This window comes from Bradyrhizobium viridifuturi (genome assembly GCF_001238275.1).
In the GTDB taxonomy this organism is placed as follows: domain Bacteria; phylum Pseudomonadota; class Alphaproteobacteria; order Rhizobiales; family Xanthobacteraceae; genus Bradyrhizobium; species Bradyrhizobium viridifuturi.
Window position 1 is genome coordinate 1 of the sequence record NZ_LGTB01000065.1, and the last position, 19,920, is coordinate 19,920.

Here is a 19,920-nt window from a genome sequence, read left to right on the forward strand (position 1 = left end):
GTAGCCATAGCTCCGGACCGCGGACGCGCATGCTCCGGAGTGCGTTCGCATTGGCGGACAACGTTGGCGCTGTGCCGCACCACGGCAATGGGTTTTGCTTGTGAACGTGGCCGTCGTCGGGTTCGCGACGATCCGACCAATTCGCGGAACGAGCTCTCTGATCTACGATTTCGCCTTCGACGTTTTCGCCGCGATCTGTTGCAGCGCCCAGCGCGCGTTCTTTCGTACGTCGGGATCCTGGTCGTCCGCAATGACCGCCAAGAATGCTGCGCCGTCGGGATGAGCGATCTCACCCAACGCGGCGGCCGCTTCCTTGCGCAAATTCGCCTGCACGTGATTGACGCAATTCCCGATCGGGCGCACGGCCCGCTCGATCCTCATCTTCCCGAGGCTGCGAACGGCCTTGAGCCGCACCTGCCAGAACTCGTCCGCGAGCAACGCGACCAATTGATCGGCCGCCAACGCACCATTGACGTTGAGCCCCAGCGTTTCGGCCGCCATCTCGCGCACCATCCAGTCGTCGTCCTGGAGCGCACGCCTGATGGTTTCCGCCGCCGGTTTCATCTGCGAAAACGCCAGCGCGCTCACCGCGGCGCGGCGCACATGCGCGTCGGGATCGTGGATTAGCGCCGTCAGGGCAGGAATCGATTCCTCGAGCTTGAGGAAGCCGATGACTCCGATCGCCTGCACGCGCACCGCCGCGTCCTTGTCCCGCAGAGCCTCGAGCGCCGGCTTCAATGTGTCCTTGCGGCGCAATTCCTTCAGCGCCCGCAACGCCCCCATGCGGACGAAGGCGTGGGCATGGTTGACCAGCGGCAGGATGACATCCGCACAGGCCGGGTCTTTGAACTCGGCCATGCTGTCGGCCGCGGCCGCCGCGACGATGCTCTCGGGGTCGATCAGCAATCCTGCCAGCGCATCCGCCGCCTCCGGCCCGTCGAACTCCCCGAGCGCCATCGCGACCTGCTGCCGCACGCCGGCATCAGGATCTAACACCATCCTGGCAAGATGGCCGACCGCGGCCGGGTCCCCCGAATGGCCAAGTGCAATGATGGCGACGCGACGTTCCGCAGGGTCCGCCGCCTGCAGCCGCTCGTCGGCGTCCTCGAGATCGTCGTAGGATTCGAACGGGCTCGACATGCTCACCTCAACAGATAGGGAATATTGACGGTCACAGCGCCAGTCGGGCAATCCGCCTCGCAGGGCATGCAGTACCAGCACTCGTCATACGCCATGTAAGCCTTGCCGGTCATGTCGCTGATGCGCAGAACGTCCAGCGGACAGACGTCGACGCACACCGTGCAGCCCTTATCCGCGATGCATTTGGCGTCGTCGACCACCACGGGAACCGACGTCTGATAGGAAGCGAGTGGCATCGTCCAATCTCCTGTTGTATGTGGTCGGTCTGATCACACGCTGGCGCGGACGCGCTGCTTGTCGTAGAGATCCTTCTCATCGTCCGCGATCGGCACGATGTAGGGCTCCACGGCGCGCTTCGCACTCGTCATCCGACCATCCTGATTGGACAGCAGCGTGTGGCAGAACCAGTTCTCGTTGTCCTTCTCCGGGAAATCCGTTCGCCAGTGGTAAAGGCCCCAACGGCTCTCCTCGCGGAACAGCGAGGCGTGCGCTGCCATGTCGGCGCAATCCATGATCGACTGCACTTCGAGCGCGCGGAGCAGCTCATGCGCGTTGCGCGCGATCATTCGCTGCGTCATGTCCTCGCGGACCTCAGCGAGCCGACGCATGCCAAGTTCGTATTTGCGCGTGACCTTCGGCGGCTGCAGATAGTCGTTCACTAGGCGGCGCGTCTTGTATTCAATCTGGTTCGGCGGAATACCGTCCTCGCGCGTGGTCGGCGCCAGCACGCGCTCACGCTCCAGGGCGACGTCCGCGGCGTCGAAATGAGCGAAATCGTGGCTGTCGGCGAATTCCATCGCATCGGTGCCGGCGACCGAACCGTTGGTGAAGGCGCCCAGCATGTAATTGTGCGGCACGCTGGCCATGTCGCCAGCAGCGTAAAGGCCTGGCACCGTCGTGCGCGCATTATCGTCGACGAAGACGCCGGAGGCGCTGTGACCGGAGCAGAGGCCGATCTCGGAGATGTGCATCTCAATCGATTCCTGCCGATAGTCGACCCCTCGCCCATGCTGGAACAGGCCGCGCGTCGGCCGTTCCACCTTGTGCAAGGTCGATTCGATCTCCTCTATCGTCTTCTCGTGAAGATGCTTGAGCTGGAGGAACACCGGGCCTTTGCCCGAAAGCAACTCATTATAGAACTCGAGCATCATCTGGCCCGACCAGTAATCGCACTCGATGAAGCGCGAGCCCTCGTTGTTGGCGGTGAAGGCGCCGAACGGACCCGCGACATAGGCACAGGCCGGGCCGTTATAGTCCTTGATCAGCGGATTGATCTGATAGCATTCCAGGTTCGCGAGCGCCGCGCCGGCATGATAGGCCATCGCGTAGCCGTCACCCGAATTTGCGGCGTTCTCGTAGGTGCCGAACATGTAACCCGAGGTCGGAAGTCCGAGCCGTCCGGCCGCTCCCATGCACAGGACCACGGCCTTGGCCTTGATCACCAATATCTCGGCGGTGCGGGTGTTGACGCTGATCGCGCCCGCGACGCGACCATCGCCGGATTTCAGCAACCGTGTCGCCATGTAGCGGTTCGAGATTAGGATTCGGGCGCGGCGAAGCTGGCGATACAGCGCCTTCTTCACGGTGTCGCCGTTCGGCATCGGCAGGACATAGGTGCCTATATGGTGCACCTTCTTGACGGCGAAGTCGCCGTTCTCGTTCTTCAGGAACCGGATTCCGAAGCTGTCGAGCTCCTCGACGATCTTGTAGCAGTTTTGGGCGTATTTATAGACCGCCTTCTGATCGACGATTCCGTCGTTGGCGATGGTGATTTCCTTGGTGTACTGCTCGGGCGTTGCGTACCCGGGAATGACGGCGTTGTTGAGCCCGTCCATGCCCATCGAGATCGCGCCGGAGCGCTTGACGTTGGCCTTCTCGAGCAGCACGACGTCGGCTTTCGGATTCCTGAGCTTCGCCTTGAGCGCCGCCATCGGGCCGGCCGTGCCACCGCCGATCACCAGCACATCGCAGGAAACCTCCGAAAGTCCGTCTACGATCTGATCTAGCGCCATCGCTTGCTCCTGGTTCATCGGCGCGACCGGCGCCTCTGGATGAGATTTGTTCAGACGATCAAGCGGCGATAGCAATTAGTTGTCGCCGGCGGACAATTTCCGCTGTTAGCGCTCGACAAAGGCCTTCTCGATCACGAAGTGGCCGGGCCTGCTGTGATTGCCCTCGGCAAAGCCGCGTGCGGTGAACATCGCGTGGAGCTCTTCGAGCATCGCCGGACTGCCGCAGAGCATGATGCGGTCGGTCTCAACGTCGAGCGCCGGCTGCCCGATGTCGTCGAACAGCTGGTTCGAGGCGATCAGATCGGTGATACGGCCGCGGTTCCTGAACGGCTCGCGGGTGACGGTCGGATAGTAGACCAGCTTGTCCCGCATCAGATCGCCGAGGAACTCGTGGTCGCGCAGGCTCGCGATGAGGTGCTCGCCATAGGCCAGCTCCGAAACCTGACGGCAGCCATGCGCGAGCACGATGCTGTCATAGCTCTCGTAGACTTCGGGATCCTTGATCAGGCTCGCGAACGGCGCGAGCCCGGTGCCGGTCGACAGCAGCAGGAGCCGCTTGCCGGGGAGGAGGTTGCCGGTGATCAAAGTGCCGGTCGCCTTGCGGCCCACCAGTATGATGTCGCCCTCCCGGATCTTCTGCAGCCGCGAGGTCAACGGACCGTCGGGCACCTTGATGCTGAAGAACTCGAGCGCCTCCTCGTGATTGGCGCTGGCCAGGCTGTAGGCCCGCATCAGGGGCCGGCCGTCGATCTCGAGCCCGATCATCGCGAACTGGCCGTTCTGGAAGCGAAAACCCGGATCGCGGGTTGCGGTGAAGCTGAACAGGGATTCGGTCCAGTGCTTGACCGAGATGACCGTCTCCTTCTGAAAAGCGCTCAATGTGCTCTCTCCTTGCGTGCTCAATGCCGCGCAAGGTTTCGGAGAGCGACGCGTCCCGCAACGACGAAGCGCCGTTCTCGGTCGATTAGTTTCACATTTGCGATCGATGACCGGCGAACAGGCAGCGGCCCCTTCGAGACGCGCGACCTCGAGACTGATCCGGCAATTAGTTGCTATCGCGGTTGCCGCATCGGTGTCAGGAAAGACGGTGGAGAGTAGCCATGACCATGACCGCATTGGTGGCACCGACAGTGACAGGCTACGAGGTCAGCGCCGATCTTGCGACGCTCGTCGTGCGCACCGTGCGCGACGATGAGGTCAGGCTTGGCGCCGAACAGCTCAGGTTCTCCTGCAAATGCGCGCATTGCACCCGCGCCCGCTTCGATGGCCGCTTCCCCGAGCGGTTTCCCGGCATCGCGATCACCGAGATCGGCGATTTGGGCTACGGGCTCAACATCTCGTTCTCCGACGGGCATAACCGCGGGATCTATCCAAAGATTTATCTGCTGAGCCTGGCGGGACACTAGCCGATCTCCCGTTCTATCCCCGAGGCCGTTCGGCGAGCCCCTGTTCCATAAATCCCCCGTTCTCGATGATGAATTTTCCGGGCGGCGCGCCGCGTGCCATCCCGGGATGGCGCAGGCGTCGGCGTCCACCCGTCCCCGGCTTGCCAACCCGCTCTGGCACGGACATTGCTCCTGTTTAGAACGGTTTGAACACTGGAGGCGGCTCGATGTTGCTGCAGGCGGCCAATGCGGTTCGCGGAACCATTCCCGCAAAAATCCGGCCCGCGGGCAGCTCCTCGCTGCTGCTCACCGAGAACCAGCAATGGATCGGCGGGCCGCCGCCGCTGATGGACAAGCTCGCGCCGCGCGAGCGCGAACTCGTGTTGAAGCAGGGCCGCCGCAAGGTGCTGAACCGCGGCCAGACCCTGTTCAGCCAGGGCGGCAAGCATGACGGCATCTGGCTGATCGAAAGCGGTCGCATCCGCGTCTTCTATACCTCGCCGCTCGGCCGCGAGATCACCCTTGCCTATTGGCATGTCGGTAATTTCGTCGGCGGGCCCGAAGTGTTCGAAGGCACCGTGCATCAATGGTCCGGCGTCGCATCCAGCAATTGCAGCGTCGTGCATCTTCCGGGAAAGGAGCTGCGCGCGCTGGCCGCCGAGATACCGAACCTCGCCATCGGCCTCATCGAGGGCCTCACATTCAAGGGCAAATGCTATTCGGCGCTGGCCCAGATGCTGGGAACGCGCTCGATCACCCAGCGCCTTGCGCATCTCTTGCTGCACCTGGTCGATCTCTATGGCGTGGAGGACGCCGACGGCACCGTGATCGCGGCGGCATTTACCCATGCCGACATCGCCCACATGGTCGGCGCGACCCGGCAGTGGGTGACGATCAGCCTGAAGCGCATGCAGGAGAAGGGAATTGTGGTCACCAAACGCTCTCAGATCGTGGTTTGCCGGCGCGAGATCCTGGAGGAGATGCGGGGCCAGGCCTCTGACTAAAGGGCATCCGATTGAGGCCGATGCACATGCAATCGGCTTTCGGCCGCAAAACTGCACAAGGACTATGCAATCGGCATTTCCCGGCAACTAATCGACCGCGACGATGAATCCCGATTTGCCCGGCTTGCGCCCTCACCCAATCATGGCCGCCACAGCACATCCAACCGAAAGAGGATGAGAATGGTCCGCCATCTTCCCACGCTCTCGCTTGCGATATCGGTGACGTCGCTGGCGCTTCTGCTCGCGCAGCCGGCAGCGGCGGAAACGGTGACGATCGGCATCGGCACGCAAGACACGACCACCAACACGGCCACAGCAGGCACCGTCATCCGGCAGCTCCATTTGTTGGAAAAATACCTGCCGACCGACGGCAAATACGCCAACATCAAGTTCGAGCTGGACTGGCAGAATTTCACTTCCGGTCCGCCCGTCACCAATGCGATGATGGCGAACAAGCTGCAGATCGGCATGATGGGCGACTATCCGCTGATCGTGAACGGCTTCACGTTCGAGAACAATCCCGAGAGCAAGAGCCGGCTGATCGCGATCGCCGCCTACAATCTCTCCGGCTCCGGCAACGGCATCGTCGTCCACAAGGACTCGCCCTACTACGATCTCGCCGACCTCAAGGGCAAGCTCGTCAGCGTGCCGTTCGGATCCGCCGCGCACGGCATGGTGCTGAAAGCGATGCAGGACCGCGGCTATGCATCCGATTTCTTCCAGCTGGTGAGCCAGAGCCCGGAGGTCGGATCGACCAATCTCCAGGAGAAGAAGATCGACGCGCATGCCGACTTCGTGCCGTTCGCCGAGCTGCTGCCGTTCCGCGGCTTCGCGCGCAAGATCTTCGACGGCGTCGAGACCAATCTGCCGACCTTTCACGGCATCGTCGTGCGCACCGACTTCGCCGAAAAATATCCCGAGGTGGTCGTCGCCTACATGAAGGCACTCATTGCCGCCAATCAATGGCTGCGCGACGATCCGAAGCGCGCCGCGGAGAAGATCCAGGAGTGGACCGGCATCAACAAGGAGGTGGTCTACGTCTTCCTCGGACCGGGCGGCAACATGACCACCGATCCCACGGTCAAGCCGGCGCTGATCGACGCCGCCGTCACCGACGTCACGGTGCTGCAGAAGCTCGGGCGCATGAAGGAATTCGATCCGAGAAAGTGGGTCGATGATTCCTATATCCGCAAGGCCTATGCCGAGATGAACCTCGACTACGACGCGCAGCTCGCCAGCACCGGGAATTACGAGATTTCGGGCCAGGACAGCTTCTGCAAGAAGCCGATCGCCGATCCGCGCAAGGCCGGTGAAGTCTGGGTCGACGATGCCGGCATCCTGCCGTTCGCGAACGCCGCCTGCACGCTCGGCGCCTACGCCGACTTCAAGGCCAAAGGCAAGAAGATCAACGTCGCCTACGTCTTCGACACCACCCGCGGCATCAAGCTGTTCGCCGATCAGGCGTTCTACGCCGTCGGCGACGGCGAGGTGGCGCCGTTCCTCCTGAAAAAGGACGCCGAGGCGTATGCGGCCAAGATCGGCGGCAAGGTGCTCGGCTTCGACGACGCGGTGAAATCGGCCGTCGGCGGAGGCAAGACGTGAGCAGCAGTCCAGCCGTCCTGCGGCACCAGGAGGACGCCATGCCGTCAGCCGGGGCCGAGACCAAGCCCGCGGTCGCATCCGCCATGACACCCGGCCCCACACCGTCATTCGCCGCGCTGGCGCGGCGCTGGTACCGGCTCAATCAGGCTGGCCTGCGCGCGGCCGTGATCGGCGCGATTTCACTCGCCGCTTTCCTGGTGGTCTGGCACCTGCTCACGACCTATCGCGTCGTCTTCTTCGTGCGTTTCGTCAACGTGCCCACGCCGCTTGCGGTCTATGCAAGCTTCACCAAGGCGATGCACGATCCCAAATTCCTCATGCACCTGCTACTGAGCTGCCGCCGTATCTTCATCGGCTTCTCGCTGGCCGCCATCGTCGGCGTGCCACTGGGACTGATCATGGGCCGCTTCAAGCTGGTCCATGAGGCGGTGTTTCCGGTCGCCGAAGTGCTGCGCCCGATCCCCGCAATCGCCTGGGTGCCGATGGCGATCATGCTGTGGCCAACCAACGAGCAGAGTATCGTGTTCATCACGTTCCTCGGTTCGTTCTTCCCGATCCTGGTCAACACGCTGCACGGCATGTCGCTGGTTGATCCGGTGCTGGTGCGCGCGGCGCAATGTCTTGGCGCCCGCGAGCGATCGATCTTCCGCGAGGTGTACTTCCCCGCCTCTCTGCCGCACATCTTCACCGGCCTCACCGTCGGCATGGGCGTGGCATGGGTATCCCTGATCGCTGCCGAGATGATCTCCGGACAGTACGGGATCGGCTATTTCACCTGGGAAGCCTATTCGCTGGTCCAATATGCCGACATTGCGCTCGGCATGATCGCAATCGGCGTGCTCGGACTGGCATCGAGCTTGTTGATCCGGGCTGCCGGTCGGCTGGTGATGCCATGGAGGCCGAAATGAACGAGGTTCGGACCAAGCCGCCGCTGGGTCGCATCGAGGTCAGCAACTTCTCGCTCAGCTACGAAAGCATCGACGGTGCGGTGCAGGCCGTCACCGATACCCGCATCCATGTCGATCCCGGCGAGTTCGTCTCGATCGTCGGCCCCTCCGGCTGCGGAAAGTCCACGCTGCTCAACGCGGTTGCCGGCTTTCTCAAGCCCACCACCGGCGTCGTCACCGTCGACGGCGAGCCCGTGAACGGCCCGAGCGCCGAACGCGGCATGGTGTTCCAGCAATATTCGCTGTTTCCATGGAAGACGGTGCGGGAGAATGTCGAGTTCGGCCTGAAGATGCGCGGCATGCCGCGCTCACAGCGCGAGCGCGCGGCCCGCACGTTGCTCGGGCTCGCCGGGCTCGAGGCGTTCGAGAAGCACTATCCGGAGCGACTGTCCGGCGGCATGAAGCAGCGCGTCGGCATCGTGCGCGCGCTTGCGACGGGACCGAAGGTGCTGCTGCTCGACGAACCCTTCGGCGCACTGGACGCGCAGACCCGCGTCATCATGCAGCAGATCCTCACCAACATGTGGCAGCGGCTGAAGATCTCGGTGCTGTTCGTCACCCACGACATCGACGAGGCGATCTTCCTGTCAGACCGCGTCTACTGCATGACCGCGCGCCCCGGCTCGATCAAGGCCGAAATCCCGATCCCGCTCGACGCCCGCGGCAGCAGTCGATGATGATGTCGTCCGAATTTCTCGCCCTCCGTCGAGGGTTAATGTCCCTCATCCGCGAAGAGAGCCTGAAGGCGATGGGCGGCGAGATCAATGACCTCGGCATGCAGGGGCTGACAATCGAGTTGCAGGGGCATTCGCTTGCCGAGGTACTTTGATGGCAACATGCGCAATGCGGCGGGACGTCACCGCCCGACCAACTTATGAAATTACATGCCTCGGCCGGGCATGATTACCGGGGGTGTCAGGGGTTCGCGTCAACCGGGGCGTTATGAACCCGTGAGGTGGGGATGTTCCTGCGTCCCGAACGCAATCGGCGATCGAAACGATTAGCAAAGACGATGAAGCTCGATCCTGATTGACCACCGTTATCTCTGTTTGTTCACGGAGTTTCGGTGGTTGGCTTCTCTTTCGAGCGACAACAGAACGCACCCCTTGGGCCTGTATCCGAGCGGTTCGAGCCGCGACGCGCTGCATCGCTAGGTTCGCCATTCGCGAAGCGCGCTTCAAGGCAACCCATACATTTGGTCAAAGCCGCCGTCCGAAACGCCATCATCGGCAGGCTTGGAAGACGTCCGAGTTAGTTCACATGCACGGTCGTCGGCCCCGTCGCCGGCGAGACAAGTACCATTGCGAAAGCCGAGCTTCCAAATGCGCAGCGAAAGCGGCCGCAAGATCTTGGATTTCCAGGCTGGAGCAAATCCAGAATGGCGGGATCAAAACCTGCTTGATCATTCAACGATTTCAAGCCGCATTTGGAAAACTCGGCCAAATTGGCTCGACCAAAGCTTGCTTGACAGTTTACGGCGTCCCTGTCGCAAAAGAGCAGCGTCAAGTCATAGCGGCCAGACGCGTGCGCACGAGATCAATATGACCTCGCAGCGTATATAGACTGCTCGCATAAACATTTGGCAATTGCAGATGGTTCGCGCGTTGATCAATCAGATCAAGTTTCGTGTTCAGCGCGCTGACATCGATCTTCACTCCTTGCGCCTCCATCTCGCTCTCGATCGACCTGATCTCGTCATAGAGTCGCCTGATCCGGAGCTGCATCATCCAGTCGTACGACTGCGGCAGCAACTTGAACGCGGGAAAGAGCAACGCGGCTAGTGGGACAAACACGACCAGGAGCTTCTCGACCAGCGTCGCGGCCCAGAATGGAAGATAGCCTTGCAAGAATGGTCGTCCGGTCTTGTAAAAGCGCTGCGCTTCCTGACTAAGCGGAAGGTCGATGGCTTCGGCGGCAGGAAACTCTCCTGCCTTCTGGAAAATCCCCGGCGGGGAATGAATCTCGACTGCTGCATTGAGCAACAGATACTGCAACGCAGGATGCAGGTCGGCGCGCACGGCAAGGCTGGCTTTCGGCGCCAATAGAACAACATCGTTCGGCGGACGGTTCGTCAAGAGATCGATGACACCGGCAGGCAGTATCAATTTATGCAGGTAAGGATAAATTGCGACGAAAGCGTCCGCGCGTTGAGCGCTTGAAAGCTCGATGCCCGTGGCATGGAGAAGAGACTGGACGACGGGAGACTCCCAGGCTGTCACAATAAATGCCGCGTCGATGTCGCCGGCGATCAACTTTTCAGCCGCAGCCTGCGGAGGAAATCCCGACAATTCGCCGACAATACTGTCAAGCCTCGTCCTTTCGATGACCCGCTGCGCCAAGGCACGCCCACCGCTTCCCTCGGGACCTATCGAAAGCCGTCGGCCCCGCAATCCCTGTACGCCTTCGCCGATTCCGGCGCGGCGAAACAGCCATAACGGTTCGTAGAAAACAGTGCCGAGCGACTCCAGCTTCGGGGCCTCCTTCCTGGTGGTCGTGCCCCCCTGTATGAATCCAACGCTGACCCGCGAGGTCGGATCGAGCAGATATCTCAGATTGGCCAGGCTGCCGGCAGTCGGCTGCAGCTGCAGCTTGACACCATCTTTCGCCAGGATATCGCGATAGCGTATCCCCAATTCGTAATTGGCCCCGCCTTCAGCGCCAGTCGCCATCACCAACTCACGCGGCGGTAACGTTGCCACAATGAACCAGCTCGCGCCGAAAAATATCGCCACGGTCGCGGCAATTGCAGCGTAGCGCCAGATCCTGTGGGCATAATCTCCAATCATCATCGCGCGCCGATCCTTGGTGCCGTGGCGACCTAGCCAAATAGTCTTACTGAAACGTGGTCTGGCCCGTGATTCGAAATGCAGCGAACTAGCGCCTTCTTCCCAGTGACGTTGCCAACAGCGCGAAATGAATGAATAGCGGGTAGCTGGACCAGGATTACGGAATGCTCCTCGTCCGGGCGGTGGCCTCCTGACCCAACGATGGCGACGCGACTGTGTCCACCGGCCGCTTTGCAATGGCCCGCCGGTCTTTCACATAAGCTATGGGAACACCGAACCTCTCCACCGTGCCGATAACATCGCCGTCAAGATCGTGGTCGCAGTTCATCTGTGTCGACGCGATAAAGAATTCCGACTCATCCCATTCGGACCTGAAGTCCCAGCGCAATTGTGGAAGAGTGACAGCCCGGTCAAAAGGCAAACGCTCCCCGCATACGGCGACGGAATAAACCTTGGATGGATGGATAGAATCGATGTGGGTCTGGTCACGGACGAACGCCTCAAGCGTACGGATCGCCTCCGGCATGCTGTTGAACCAGTAGTCGAGCTCATACCGACGGAATGCGCCCGGAAGACCGCCGACCAGCGCATTGTAGGAGAGGTTCTCGTAGGGATGAAGTCTCGCCAGCGTCACGCCGTCCCACAGGAAGCATGCAGAGACTAACGCGAGCCCGGCCGATGCCAATCGGGGCCCACGCGTCGAAAGCGCGTCAAAGCCCCTGCTGAAACCCACGCCGGCCAACGTCGCAAGCGGTGGAAGCACGAACAAGAAATGACGCATGCCGGTAAAGCCGGGTCCACGAAGCAGCACTTGGCAGGCCAGCGGGAAAAGGACGCTCAACGAAACCAAGGCCAGATCGCTGCGGTGTCCTCCGCGGCCCTCATCGCGCTGTTGCCAAAGCAATGAGCTCATCGCAAGCGCCGCGCCCGCGAGCGTAATGAGCGGGACGCGGATGAGGAGATAGACCGGAGTATAGAGCCGCGGCACATCGGCCATCTCGTAAACGCGTCCCTCGAACATGGTGCGGATGTCGTAGTGAAACTCCGAGAACGCAATTAGACCGCGGATCGGGTTGAGCGGCGACAGCGCGGCCCACGGCCAGGCCAGGATCATGATGAAGCCGGCGAGCACCACGGCCGGCAACGCCTTCAACGCGGAAGTGGCGGCAAAGGAGAGGCGCATGCCGCGCTCGCGCCAGGGCAGGCAAATAGCGACGGCAAAGCCGAGATAGAGAATCAGCAGCAAACCGAGGCTTCGCACGCCGAGCGCCGCCCCGGCCAGAAGGCCAAACCCCGCCACGTCGACGGCGCGCGGCGACGGCAGACGGCGAGCAATCCGCACAAGAAACAGCGTCGCTCCCATCATCGCGGACGCGAAGGGAATGTCCTTGGTGTGGTTGAACATGGCGCCGTACCAGCCACCGCAAAGCGCAAGCGCGACCGCGGCGATCAGACCTGCACGCGGTCCGGCAATCAATCGCGCGGTCACTGCACTGGCAACAATCCCACCAATCCCGATCATCGCGCACAGGATGTGGCGCAGCTCGTAAGCCTCCACAGGGACGACATGCGCGAGCCCAACGGCAATGATGTCAAACAGCCCGCCATAGAGATAAAGGTTCTCGAACGCGAAAACGTCGCGATCTTTGAACGCGCTCTGATAATAGCTGATAATCAATTCGCCATAGTGGTGCTGCACGCCCTCATCGTTGGAGATCGCGTAATCCCTGAAGGTGAGCCACACCGCGAGAACGAGGGTTGCGAGAAGCGCGCCGGTGGCGATGTCATAGATGTCGAATCGCGCGATCGATCGCATCGCCCTGTTCCGGGACAAATTGCCCTCCGCGATGCCGGAAAAGCGTTCTGTGCGCCGCGCTTCGGTCCTGCTCATTCCTCGCCATCACACCTAGTGTGCTGTCTGGCGCAGGAGCTCGGTCAGCCGCGCACGTAGAGCCTCGCTCGCCTTGCGCCCGGCTTCCTGGCCAACCTGCGTGCTTTGCTGGGCAATTGCTTGTGACTTTTCCAGAAATTTCCTCCCGGCTGGTCGGCTATAGAACGCCTCGATCTCATGCAGTTCGTCGACTGTAAAATTGTTCGCGTAAACGGTGGCGGCAGCGTCGATCATCGCACTGTAATATGGAGCATAGGTCTCGGTCATCTTCGGCAGCAGCGCGTCGAATGCTCGCTCCATTTCCGGCCTTTCCTGCGTCAGCCCCGGCTTGAGGCCCAGCAGAATGACAGGCAGCAGCGCCTTGTACTGGTCGGGTACCCCTAAAGTGGTAACCAGGCTTCGTGCGGCGGTCATCGCCTCGGTGGATGGCGCTTGTGCCCGTGCGACGCACGTCGAACATAGGAGTATGCTACAGATGACCAATAAGCGTTTGGACATAGACCGACTCCTCCGACGACGTCCGAATGGACGATGGTATTCAAATCGCGGCTTCCGGGCGTCGGCGCAGTCACGCCGTGCCCGAACCGGTCGCTGCTTTTGACGTATCAAGATCGGTTACCTCGACAAACAAGTCGGGGACCTTCTGGCTCTGATCCAAAGCCCATGCGATCGCCATCATGATCAGGAAGCCGGCGAGGCTGACGCCAATCTGCGCCAAGATGCCCGAGTCGTACTGCACCAGGATCCAGTGCGCTCCAAAAGACAGGAACACGCCGACGCAGAAGAGCGGCAGTGAATGCCGGCCACACAGCCTGAGCGGATAAGTCCATTTTGCGGTGAGCTGCCGCCAGTTGTACGGGACATATCGCGACACTACGACTGCCACGGCAAGAAAGTGCGTAAAGCGCAGCATGTCGAGATCGGTCTTGTCGATCGGATAGATCACCTTGATCATCCATTTCGGAATCAGCGACGCCAGGAATTCGCTGTGCCAGGTCATCACGATCAGGAAGGCAAAGCCAATCCACGCAACCGATAGGGCGAATACCGCGCGCGATTGAATCAGGCTCCAGTATTTTGCGGCGCCGCCGACGCTGCACCATGCGGCCAGGAAAAACAGCAATTGCCAGGCGAACGGGTTGAAGTACCACGTTGTCCCCGGCGGATAAGACGGCAGATTCCAGTCGAACCAGCGTGCCAGAACATACAGGACCGCCGAGCAAAGCAAGGTCAGGTTCGGGCGGCGTACCATGCACCACAGGACCAGCGGTGAAGCGGCAATCAACGAAATGTAGAGCGGCAGCACGTCGAGATCGACCGGCTTGTATCGCAGCGTGAGGGCCTGCCCGATCAGTACGTCGGGATGCTGGAGGAAATTGAAGACATTGAACTCATTCTCGTACATCGGATTGTCAAATTTTCTCGCGGCGCGCGCGATCTGCGCTGTGAAAATCAGGAAGAGCATAATGTGGGCGACGTACATCTGCACAGCCCGCTTCCAGAGTCGCTTTGTGGCCGCGAGGAACTGCCCGCCGGCAATGAAAGGGCCGTAAATGAAGCCGGCAAGGTAGCCGGAGATGAACACGAAGAACTCGGCGGCGTCGCTGAAGCCGAAATTGCGAAGCGTCAACCAGGAGACGATGTTGTTCGGAACGTGATCGAGGAAGATCATCCACAGACCCAAGCCGCGGAGCAGATCGAGCCGGAGGTCGCGCTCGACGGGACGCATGAGATATTCGTCATCCTTGTGGGTCATCATGCTCCATCCATTCTTACTCGTGGTACGTTGCACTGTGACAACGGCGACAACCTGCTCGCCGAAACTTCATTTCTTCATCATGCTCCCATCTGCCGCTGAAGCTTTCGGCGCGACGGGTCCTGTCGAGGCGGCGCCAAGCACGTCGAACGAAACAGTAATCTTTCCCGCTTTCTCGAACTCGAGCGTCATTGGCACAGCTGTTCCTTTCTTCATCTTCGCCTTGAGGTTCGACAGGGTCAGATGAATACCGTGAGGCGCCAATACCACCTTGTCACCGGGAGAGATCGTCACTCCTCCGGCAACAGGGTTTAAGGTCAGTCCGCCCCCGACCATGCTACTTTGCTGGATTTGAAGCTTTTCGGCGATATCGGTCGCGCCTCCGATCAAGCGGTCCGGCACAGTCCCCTTGTTTTCGATCGTGACATAACTACTCGCCAATTCTGCACCGCGCGGCGCCGCGCGGCTCCAAGCTTGTGAAATGACAAGATCACCTGCCTTCACTTCCTGCGCTTGCAGAGGCAGGCTTTGAAGTGCACCAGCAAGAAGCAAGAACGCGACGAGATGTCCGCTGACTTTCACTGTTCCCTCCCTTTAGCGACCCGGTACCGTCACAATGTTCTTGACAGCATTGGAGCGCTCTCGCTCCCAACCGTCGCCCACTTGTACCAGGTGAACGTTTGCGCAACGCAGTACATGACCAGAAGGCCGCCGACGCCCACGATGAAATGCAGCGCGGCGCCCGCATCAAGCTCCATCAGAAGCGCGTAGCCAGCAAATGACAGGGCGACCCCGAGTGCGAAAATCTGAAGGGAATATTGCCCGCACAGGATCAGGGGCCGGGCAAAGGGCGACTTCAATCCCGCCCAGTCGTTCCGCACGAATCGCAGTACAACGACCGTCAGTGCCAGGAAGTGCGCCAACCTCAGGATATCGAAATCGGTCTTGTTGATCGGGTAGATTGCGCGCGACAACCACGCTGGGATGAAATCCTCCAGCCGAGGGAAATGCCAGGTGAAGGTGACAAAGAGCGCCGCGCAAAGATAGGCGACGGCCAGCCAGAAAGTGAGCCGCGTATCTAGAATCGCGATCAATCGCCGTCCGCCGCCGAGAGCACACCAGGCGCCGAAGACGAAGAGCAACTGCCAGGCGCATGGATTGAATGACCAGAAGCCGTCTCGATAGGTCGACAGGTGAAGGTCGTACCGGATGGTGAGGATGTAGAACAGGATCGAGGCTGCCAGCGGAAGATCGCGATGCAATCGCGCAAGCAGGAAGACCAGCGGCAGGAAGGCCATCAACACGATATAGAGCGGCAGAACATCCATGTTCAGCGGACGAAATCGCAGGAGCAGTGTCTGGATCATCACAGCTCCTGGATCCCCGAAGAAATCCGCGACTTCCATCTCATGAATGTAAAATGATGGCTTGTTTGAAACTGCCACGACGCAAGCGATCTCCGCCATAAGGACCAGGAAGAGCAGCAGATGTGCGGTGTAGATCTGCCAGATCCGCCGCAGCACACGTGCGGTCCCGATCACGAACCCAGACTCGAACGTTGCCCTGCCGTAGACCAGCGCGGCGGTGAAGCCGGAAATGAAAATGAAGAGTTCCGCGGCGTCGCTAAAGCCGTAATTTCTGATCGTGAGCCAGGTCAAATGGTCGGGCGAAACGTGGTCGATATAGATCATCCAGAGCGCCAGCCCACGAAAGAGGTCGAGCCGCAATTCCCGCTTGCCGCTCGCAACGACAAAAAGCGGCATCGAGACTGCCGACGCCGAAAGGATGCCTGTCGCGACCGGGTCCACCTTGCCCGTTGCGGAAGCTCCGGCGACCCCATCGGCAATCGATGCAAATCCGGCTTGATCAATACGAGGCATCATCTCGTCCTCGCTCCTGGTCATCAAGAACAGCAAGCCAACAGGCGACTACACTACAGTCCCGCTCCCCGACTCGATATGTCATATCGGAGGTAATCCGGGCCAATCTTGCCAGCACACGGCTGCGGAAATACTCAAATTGCCAAGGCGCATACGGTGGCTTTCTCAACCAAAGTGTTCGGCGCGGTCGGTGACCTTCCGGTCTCCCAAGATGGTTCGGGCGCCTGGAGCCGTTCGACGGTAGCCGACGTTGCGGCATGATGAGAGTACAGGCGCGGAGAACGCGCTTCCCATGCCGGCAGATAGAAGATCGCAGCCAGTGATGCTCATCATGGAGCTCCCAATCTGGTGATGATTTCGTAGCCGAAAATCGACTTTGGACACTCCAACGGTTAGCGCACTGGCCCCCCCCTCCTCTCATCACTGAAGCGAAAAGAACGCCGATCTCAGCCCCGCCCAGCACCAGCACCGCCGGGTTGGTCTTGGTTTGCAAAAGGGTCAGCAGGACACCCGTAGCGACCGCAGCCGTTTCCAGCCCGGAGACCGCGGACTTTGCCAAGGTGAAGCACCCGGCCAGTGGAAACCGGTGCGAGCCCCCGCTGGATCGACGTTCGCCTGGTCACGTCTCGAACCTCGACCAAAACCGGCCGACTGCGAATGTTATTCAAATGCGACGTCTCGGAGGGCATGTTGATCAAGATCAACATCGCGCGCTTGTTATTTTGCGACAGCCAGCTCCGTGAAATCCCGGTCTGCCGCGTGCATGGCGGCGAGGCGCAGCAAAATGGAAGGATAGCAGCGTATCGGAGTTCTCGTCGAACTCCCGCAAGTCTTGCGAGAAAAGGGCCAGGACCCGGCGATGATTATCGCAAGGGCCGGCATCAACCCCGGCTGCTTCGCAACCCGGAAAACTCCCTCTCCTTCGTCGAGCTCGACCGGCTTCTTATGGGCTGCGTGGCTGCGACAAAATGTCGGCATTTCGGACTTCTGGTTGGGCAGAGATCGGCGACCCTCAATCCGCCCCCTCGGCCTTGCCTCGCCAATTGCTGCCATCAGTTTATCCGCACCTCTCGATTGAATTGCAGGATCAAACCGCTGACAAGCTAACAGCCCCCGATTATGCGTGTCCTTCGAGAGGCCGCCATCGTATCTTGTCGCCGCGTGCGACGGCCTCGGACTCGGGCGCTATCACGACGAAACCAGTGGCACAACTGAGCTGATGCAGCCTGCCGGAATTGGCGCCCGGCAACAGTTCAATCAGAGGAAACCCGTCAGCATCCCCGCGCTGCACGGCGGGAAGGTAGGTTGTGCGGCCCGGCTGCCCCCTCCAGTCGAAGTTTGCAATTGCGGCGCGCTCAACTGCGCAACCTGACTTGATCCCGGCACGAGCACCGAGGATCTGCTCGATCATGATCTTGAATGTCGTGAACAAGGCGCCCGGATTACCGGGGAGACCGACGTAGGTGGCGTCCGCGATCTTGCCGAGCACGAGCGGCTTGCCGGGCTTGATGGCGACCTTTCGAACCCACAGCCTGCCGCCGCAAAGCTGAAATGCATCCACCACGTGGTCTTCGTCGCCGACAGACACTCCGCCGGCACTTAGGATCACATCGGCGCGCGCCGCGGCGGTCTGGAACACGGCCCGCAGACTCGACGGCCGGTCGATGCAGCTACCAAGGTCGATGATGTCGATCCAAGGCTTTGCGAGCAGACCGCGGAGAATGAAACGGTTGGCGTCGTAGATTTCGCCGGGCTGGATATTTTCGCCGGGCTGCCGAAGTTCCGAGCCCGTCGTGAACATGGCCACCCGAAGCCTGCGAAGGACACGAACCCCGGGATAGCCGCAGGCTGCGGCGACGCCAACTTGCAACGGCCCCATGACCGTGCCGGCTTCGATCAGGCTGTGACCCAACCCGACATCCTCGCCTCGTCGTCTGATATTGTCACCGGGGCGTGGCACGCGGGTGAATATGATGCTGTTGCCGTCGCGGCAGACCTCTTCCTGGGCGATGACGGCGTTGGCGCCCGCGGGGATTGGCGCGCCCGTCAGAATGCGAAACGCACCGCCCTTCCGCAGAACCGGACTTCCAACGGTGCGGCCGGCGGCAATGCTGCCGGTGACCTTCAGCCGGATTGGGACAAATTCGGGCAGGCTGGCTGTGTCGACAGCGTAGCCGTCCATAGCGCTGGTGTCGAAACGCGGCAGCGGATCATCCGCCTTGATAGGCTCGGCCAGGACCCGTCCTGCCACTGCGGACAAATCGACTAGCTCTGTCTCCACGATAGGCTGCGCCTCGGCCAATCCGGTCGCTAGCGCATCCCTCACAGAAACGATCCCGCCCTTGGCAGGAGCCAGGCACGCGTCGTGCTGTGTCTGCAGCAAACTGGGCATTTTGCCTCCGCAACGACTGTTCAATTCAGCCAGTCGCCGGCAACGGCTCTTGCGCTACCGCAACGGGAAATCTTCTGTTGAGCCAGTCCAAGGCTGCGGATAGGTCACTGGAAAGTTCCAACTCCAAGCCGCCGGAAAACCTGCGCCACGCATCGAGGTTTCGGACCGGCACTCCGATGATAACGGGGACACCGCGATCGACCGCGATCGCGACCAGATCAAGTAAACCGCGGCCTTCAGCCTCCACCTTGCCGAACTTGTTCAGGATCAACAATTCGGAGGCAGTATCGAGCGAGCGCGCGACTTGCGCATTCACCTCAGCAAGCGCCGCAGCGTCAAGACGGCACCCGCTGGCGCCGGGCCCACGATCTTCGAACAGATTTGTCCGCAGTCCGGTTGTGAGTTCTTCAAGCGCCACGTTACAATGACGGGACAAATCGGGGCAGATCGAATGCTGGAGTACCCCGGCAATCCGAAGCCCGCGTTTGCGGCACTCTGTGACGAGTCCTTCGAAGGTCAATTGAGGGTAGGCTTCGTCGGCATACACGATCGCGACCAAATCCTGCCGGGTTTGCTCGCCCGGGCTACGCGGCGGGGCGGAATGCTGCGCATACATCTGGATTTACCTCTATCCGTCGCGCCCCGATCAGGTCGAGGCAGTAAGGTACGGCGGGAAACACCGCCTTCAGGCAGACATCGATTGCCGAGGGTCGTCCCGGCAGATTGATGATGAGGCACTTTCCGCGCGTGCCGGCGGTCTGCCGGGAGAGAATGGCCGTCGGCACCTGCTCCAGACTGATCCGGCGCATCAGTTCGCCAAAGCCTTCCAGTTCGCGCGCGATGACCATCCGCGTCGCCTCAGGCGTCAGGTCCCGCGGCGCCGGTCCGGTGCCGCCGGTGGTCAGGATCAGGTCGCAGCCTTCTTGCTCCACCATATCGATCAGCGCTCGCGCCACGCTATCGGTGCCGTCGGGCACGATCCTGACGATGGCCACCCAGTTTGACCGCATCACCCTGTCAAGGAAGTCGTTAATTGCCTTGCCGCTGATATCTTCATACTCACCGCCGCTGACGCGGTCCGATATCGTTAGAATGCCGATGCGCGCGAGCCGATTGTCCGCCATG

At 60.9% G+C, this 19,920-nt stretch carries 18 protein-coding genes and 1 pseudogene; 6 read left to right on the forward strand and 13 right to left on the reverse strand.

Annotated features, from left to right (window positions below):
- Window positions 1-162 precede the first annotated feature (162 nt).
- The 4 genes from ALC15_RS38105 to ALC15_RS38120 form a co-directional block, all read right to left on the reverse strand.
- Complete coding sequence (locus ALC15_RS38105) at window positions 163-1,140, reverse strand: HEAT repeat domain-containing protein (protein WP_050631719.1); 978 nt, start codon at window positions 1,138-1,140, stop codon at window positions 163-165.
- Between the two features lie 2 nt (window positions 1,141-1,142).
- A complete protein-coding gene (locus ALC15_RS38110; protein WP_008141081.1) occupies window positions 1,143-1,376 on the reverse strand; it encodes a 4Fe-4S dicluster domain-containing protein in 234 nt (77 codons plus the stop codon).
- A 33-nt stretch (window positions 1,377-1,409) separates the two neighbouring features.
- Entirely contained in the window at window positions 1,410-3,152 is a 1,743-nt protein-coding gene (locus tag ALC15_RS38115) for a fumarate reductase/succinate dehydrogenase flavoprotein subunit (RefSeq protein WP_050631736.1), read from the reverse strand.
- A gap of 105 nt (window positions 3,153-3,257) precedes the next feature.
- Window positions 3,258-4,031, reverse strand: coding sequence for a ferredoxin--NADP reductase (locus ALC15_RS38120; protein ID WP_050631720.1), 774 nt, complete (start codon window positions 4,029-4,031; stop codon window positions 3,258-3,260).
- Between the two features lie 221 nt (window positions 4,032-4,252).
- On the opposite strand from ALC15_RS38120, the gene ALC15_RS38125 reads away from it, so the two are divergent.
- The 5 genes and pseudogenes from ALC15_RS38125 to ALC15_RS38145 all read left to right on the forward strand — a co-directional run bounded on the left by ALC15_RS38125 (window position 4,253) and on the right by ALC15_RS38145 (window position 8,919).
- The gene (locus ALC15_RS38125) at window positions 4,253-4,558 is read left to right on the forward strand and encodes a gamma-butyrobetaine hydroxylase-like domain-containing protein (protein ID WP_050631721.1); all 306 of its coding nucleotides are present in this window, start codon (window positions 4,253-4,255) and stop codon (window positions 4,556-4,558) included.
- 206 nt (window positions 4,559-4,764) lie between these two features.
- Window positions 4,765-5,541, forward strand: coding sequence for a Crp/Fnr family transcriptional regulator (locus ALC15_RS38130; protein ID WP_050631737.1), 777 nt, complete (start codon window positions 4,765-4,767; stop codon window positions 5,539-5,541).
- Between the two features lie 180 nt (window positions 5,542-5,721).
- Window positions 5,722-7,143 carry an ABC transporter substrate-binding protein gene (locus tag ALC15_RS38135; RefSeq protein ID WP_050631722.1) on the forward strand — a complete coding sequence of 474 codons (1,422 nt, stop codon included), beginning with the start codon at window positions 5,722-5,724 and terminating at the stop codon, window positions 7,141-7,143.
- 38 nt (window positions 7,144-7,181) lie between these two features.
- Window positions 7,182-8,051, forward strand: a complete 870-nt coding sequence (locus ALC15_RS38140; RefSeq protein ID WP_050631738.1) for an ABC transporter permease — start codon at window positions 7,182-7,184, stop codon at window positions 8,049-8,051.
- Window positions 8,048-8,919, forward strand: a pseudogene (locus ALC15_RS38145) (ABC transporter ATP-binding protein). The gene ALC15_RS38140 and the pseudogene ALC15_RS38145 overlap by 4 nt, the downstream one beginning before the upstream one ends.
- Before the next feature lie 673 nt (window positions 8,920-9,592).
- Here ALC15_RS38145 and ALC15_RS38150 read toward each other — a convergent pair.
- The 6 genes from ALC15_RS38150 to ALC15_RS38175 form a co-directional block, all read right to left on the reverse strand.
- A complete protein-coding gene (locus tag ALC15_RS38150) occupies window positions 9,593-10,879 on the reverse strand; it encodes a TAXI family TRAP transporter solute-binding subunit (RefSeq protein ID WP_050631723.1) in 1,287 nt (428 codons plus the stop codon).
- A 154-nt stretch (window positions 10,880-11,033) separates the two neighbouring features.
- Window positions 11,034-12,767, reverse strand: a complete 1,734-nt coding sequence (locus tag ALC15_RS38155) for a glycosyltransferase family protein (RefSeq protein ID WP_128089712.1) — start codon at window positions 12,765-12,767, stop codon at window positions 11,034-11,036.
- Between the two features lie 15 nt (window positions 12,768-12,782).
- Window positions 12,783-13,181 carry a DUF2059 domain-containing protein gene (locus ALC15_RS38160; RefSeq protein ID WP_244486447.1) on the reverse strand — a complete coding sequence of 133 codons (399 nt, stop codon included), beginning with the start codon at window positions 13,179-13,181 and terminating at the stop codon, window positions 12,783-12,785.
- 154 nt (window positions 13,182-13,335) lie between these two features.
- Window positions 13,336-14,523 (reverse strand): OpgC domain-containing protein, encoded by a 1,188-nt coding sequence (locus tag ALC15_RS38165; RefSeq protein ID WP_050631739.1) that lies wholly within the window; start codon window positions 14,521-14,523, stop codon window positions 13,336-13,338.
- 69 nt (window positions 14,524-14,592) lie between these two features.
- Window positions 14,593-15,105, reverse strand: a complete 513-nt coding sequence (locus ALC15_RS38170; protein WP_063781931.1) for a copper chaperone PCu(A)C — start codon at window positions 15,103-15,105, stop codon at window positions 14,593-14,595.
- Between the two features lie 29 nt (window positions 15,106-15,134).
- The gene (locus tag ALC15_RS38175; protein ID WP_157860980.1) at window positions 15,135-16,406 is read right to left on the reverse strand and encodes an OpgC domain-containing protein; all 1,272 of its coding nucleotides are present in this window, start codon (window positions 16,404-16,406) and stop codon (window positions 15,135-15,137) included.
- A 687-nt stretch (window positions 16,407-17,093) separates the two neighbouring features.
- On the opposite strand from ALC15_RS38175, the gene ALC15_RS43835 reads away from it, so the two are divergent.
- Window positions 17,094-17,510, forward strand: coding sequence for a hypothetical protein (locus ALC15_RS43835; RefSeq protein ID WP_128089713.1), 417 nt, complete (start codon window positions 17,094-17,096; stop codon window positions 17,508-17,510).
- A 10-nt stretch (window positions 17,511-17,520) separates the two neighbouring features.
- On the opposite strand, the gene ALC15_RS38185 is transcribed toward ALC15_RS43835, so the two are convergent.
- The 3 genes from ALC15_RS38185 to mog are packed head-to-tail and all read right to left on the reverse strand — an operon-like array spanning window position 17,521 to window position 19,919.
- Window positions 17,521-18,795: a molybdopterin molybdotransferase MoeA gene (locus tag ALC15_RS38185; RefSeq protein WP_050631726.1), complete on the reverse strand. Its 1,275-nt coding sequence runs from the start codon at window positions 18,793-18,795 to the stop codon at window positions 17,521-17,523.
- 25 nt (window positions 18,796-18,820) lie between these two features.
- On the reverse strand, window positions 18,821-19,411 hold the full coding sequence (locus tag ALC15_RS38190) for a DUF2478 domain-containing protein (protein WP_050631727.1): 591 nt from the start codon (window positions 19,409-19,411) through the stop codon (window positions 18,821-18,823).
- Complete coding sequence (gene mog, locus ALC15_RS38195; RefSeq protein ID WP_050631728.1) at window positions 19,380-19,919, reverse strand: molybdopterin adenylyltransferase; 540 nt, start codon at window positions 19,917-19,919, stop codon at window positions 19,380-19,382. The genes ALC15_RS38190 and mog overlap by 32 nt, the downstream gene beginning before the upstream one ends.
- Window position 19,920: the final 1 nt, after the last annotated feature.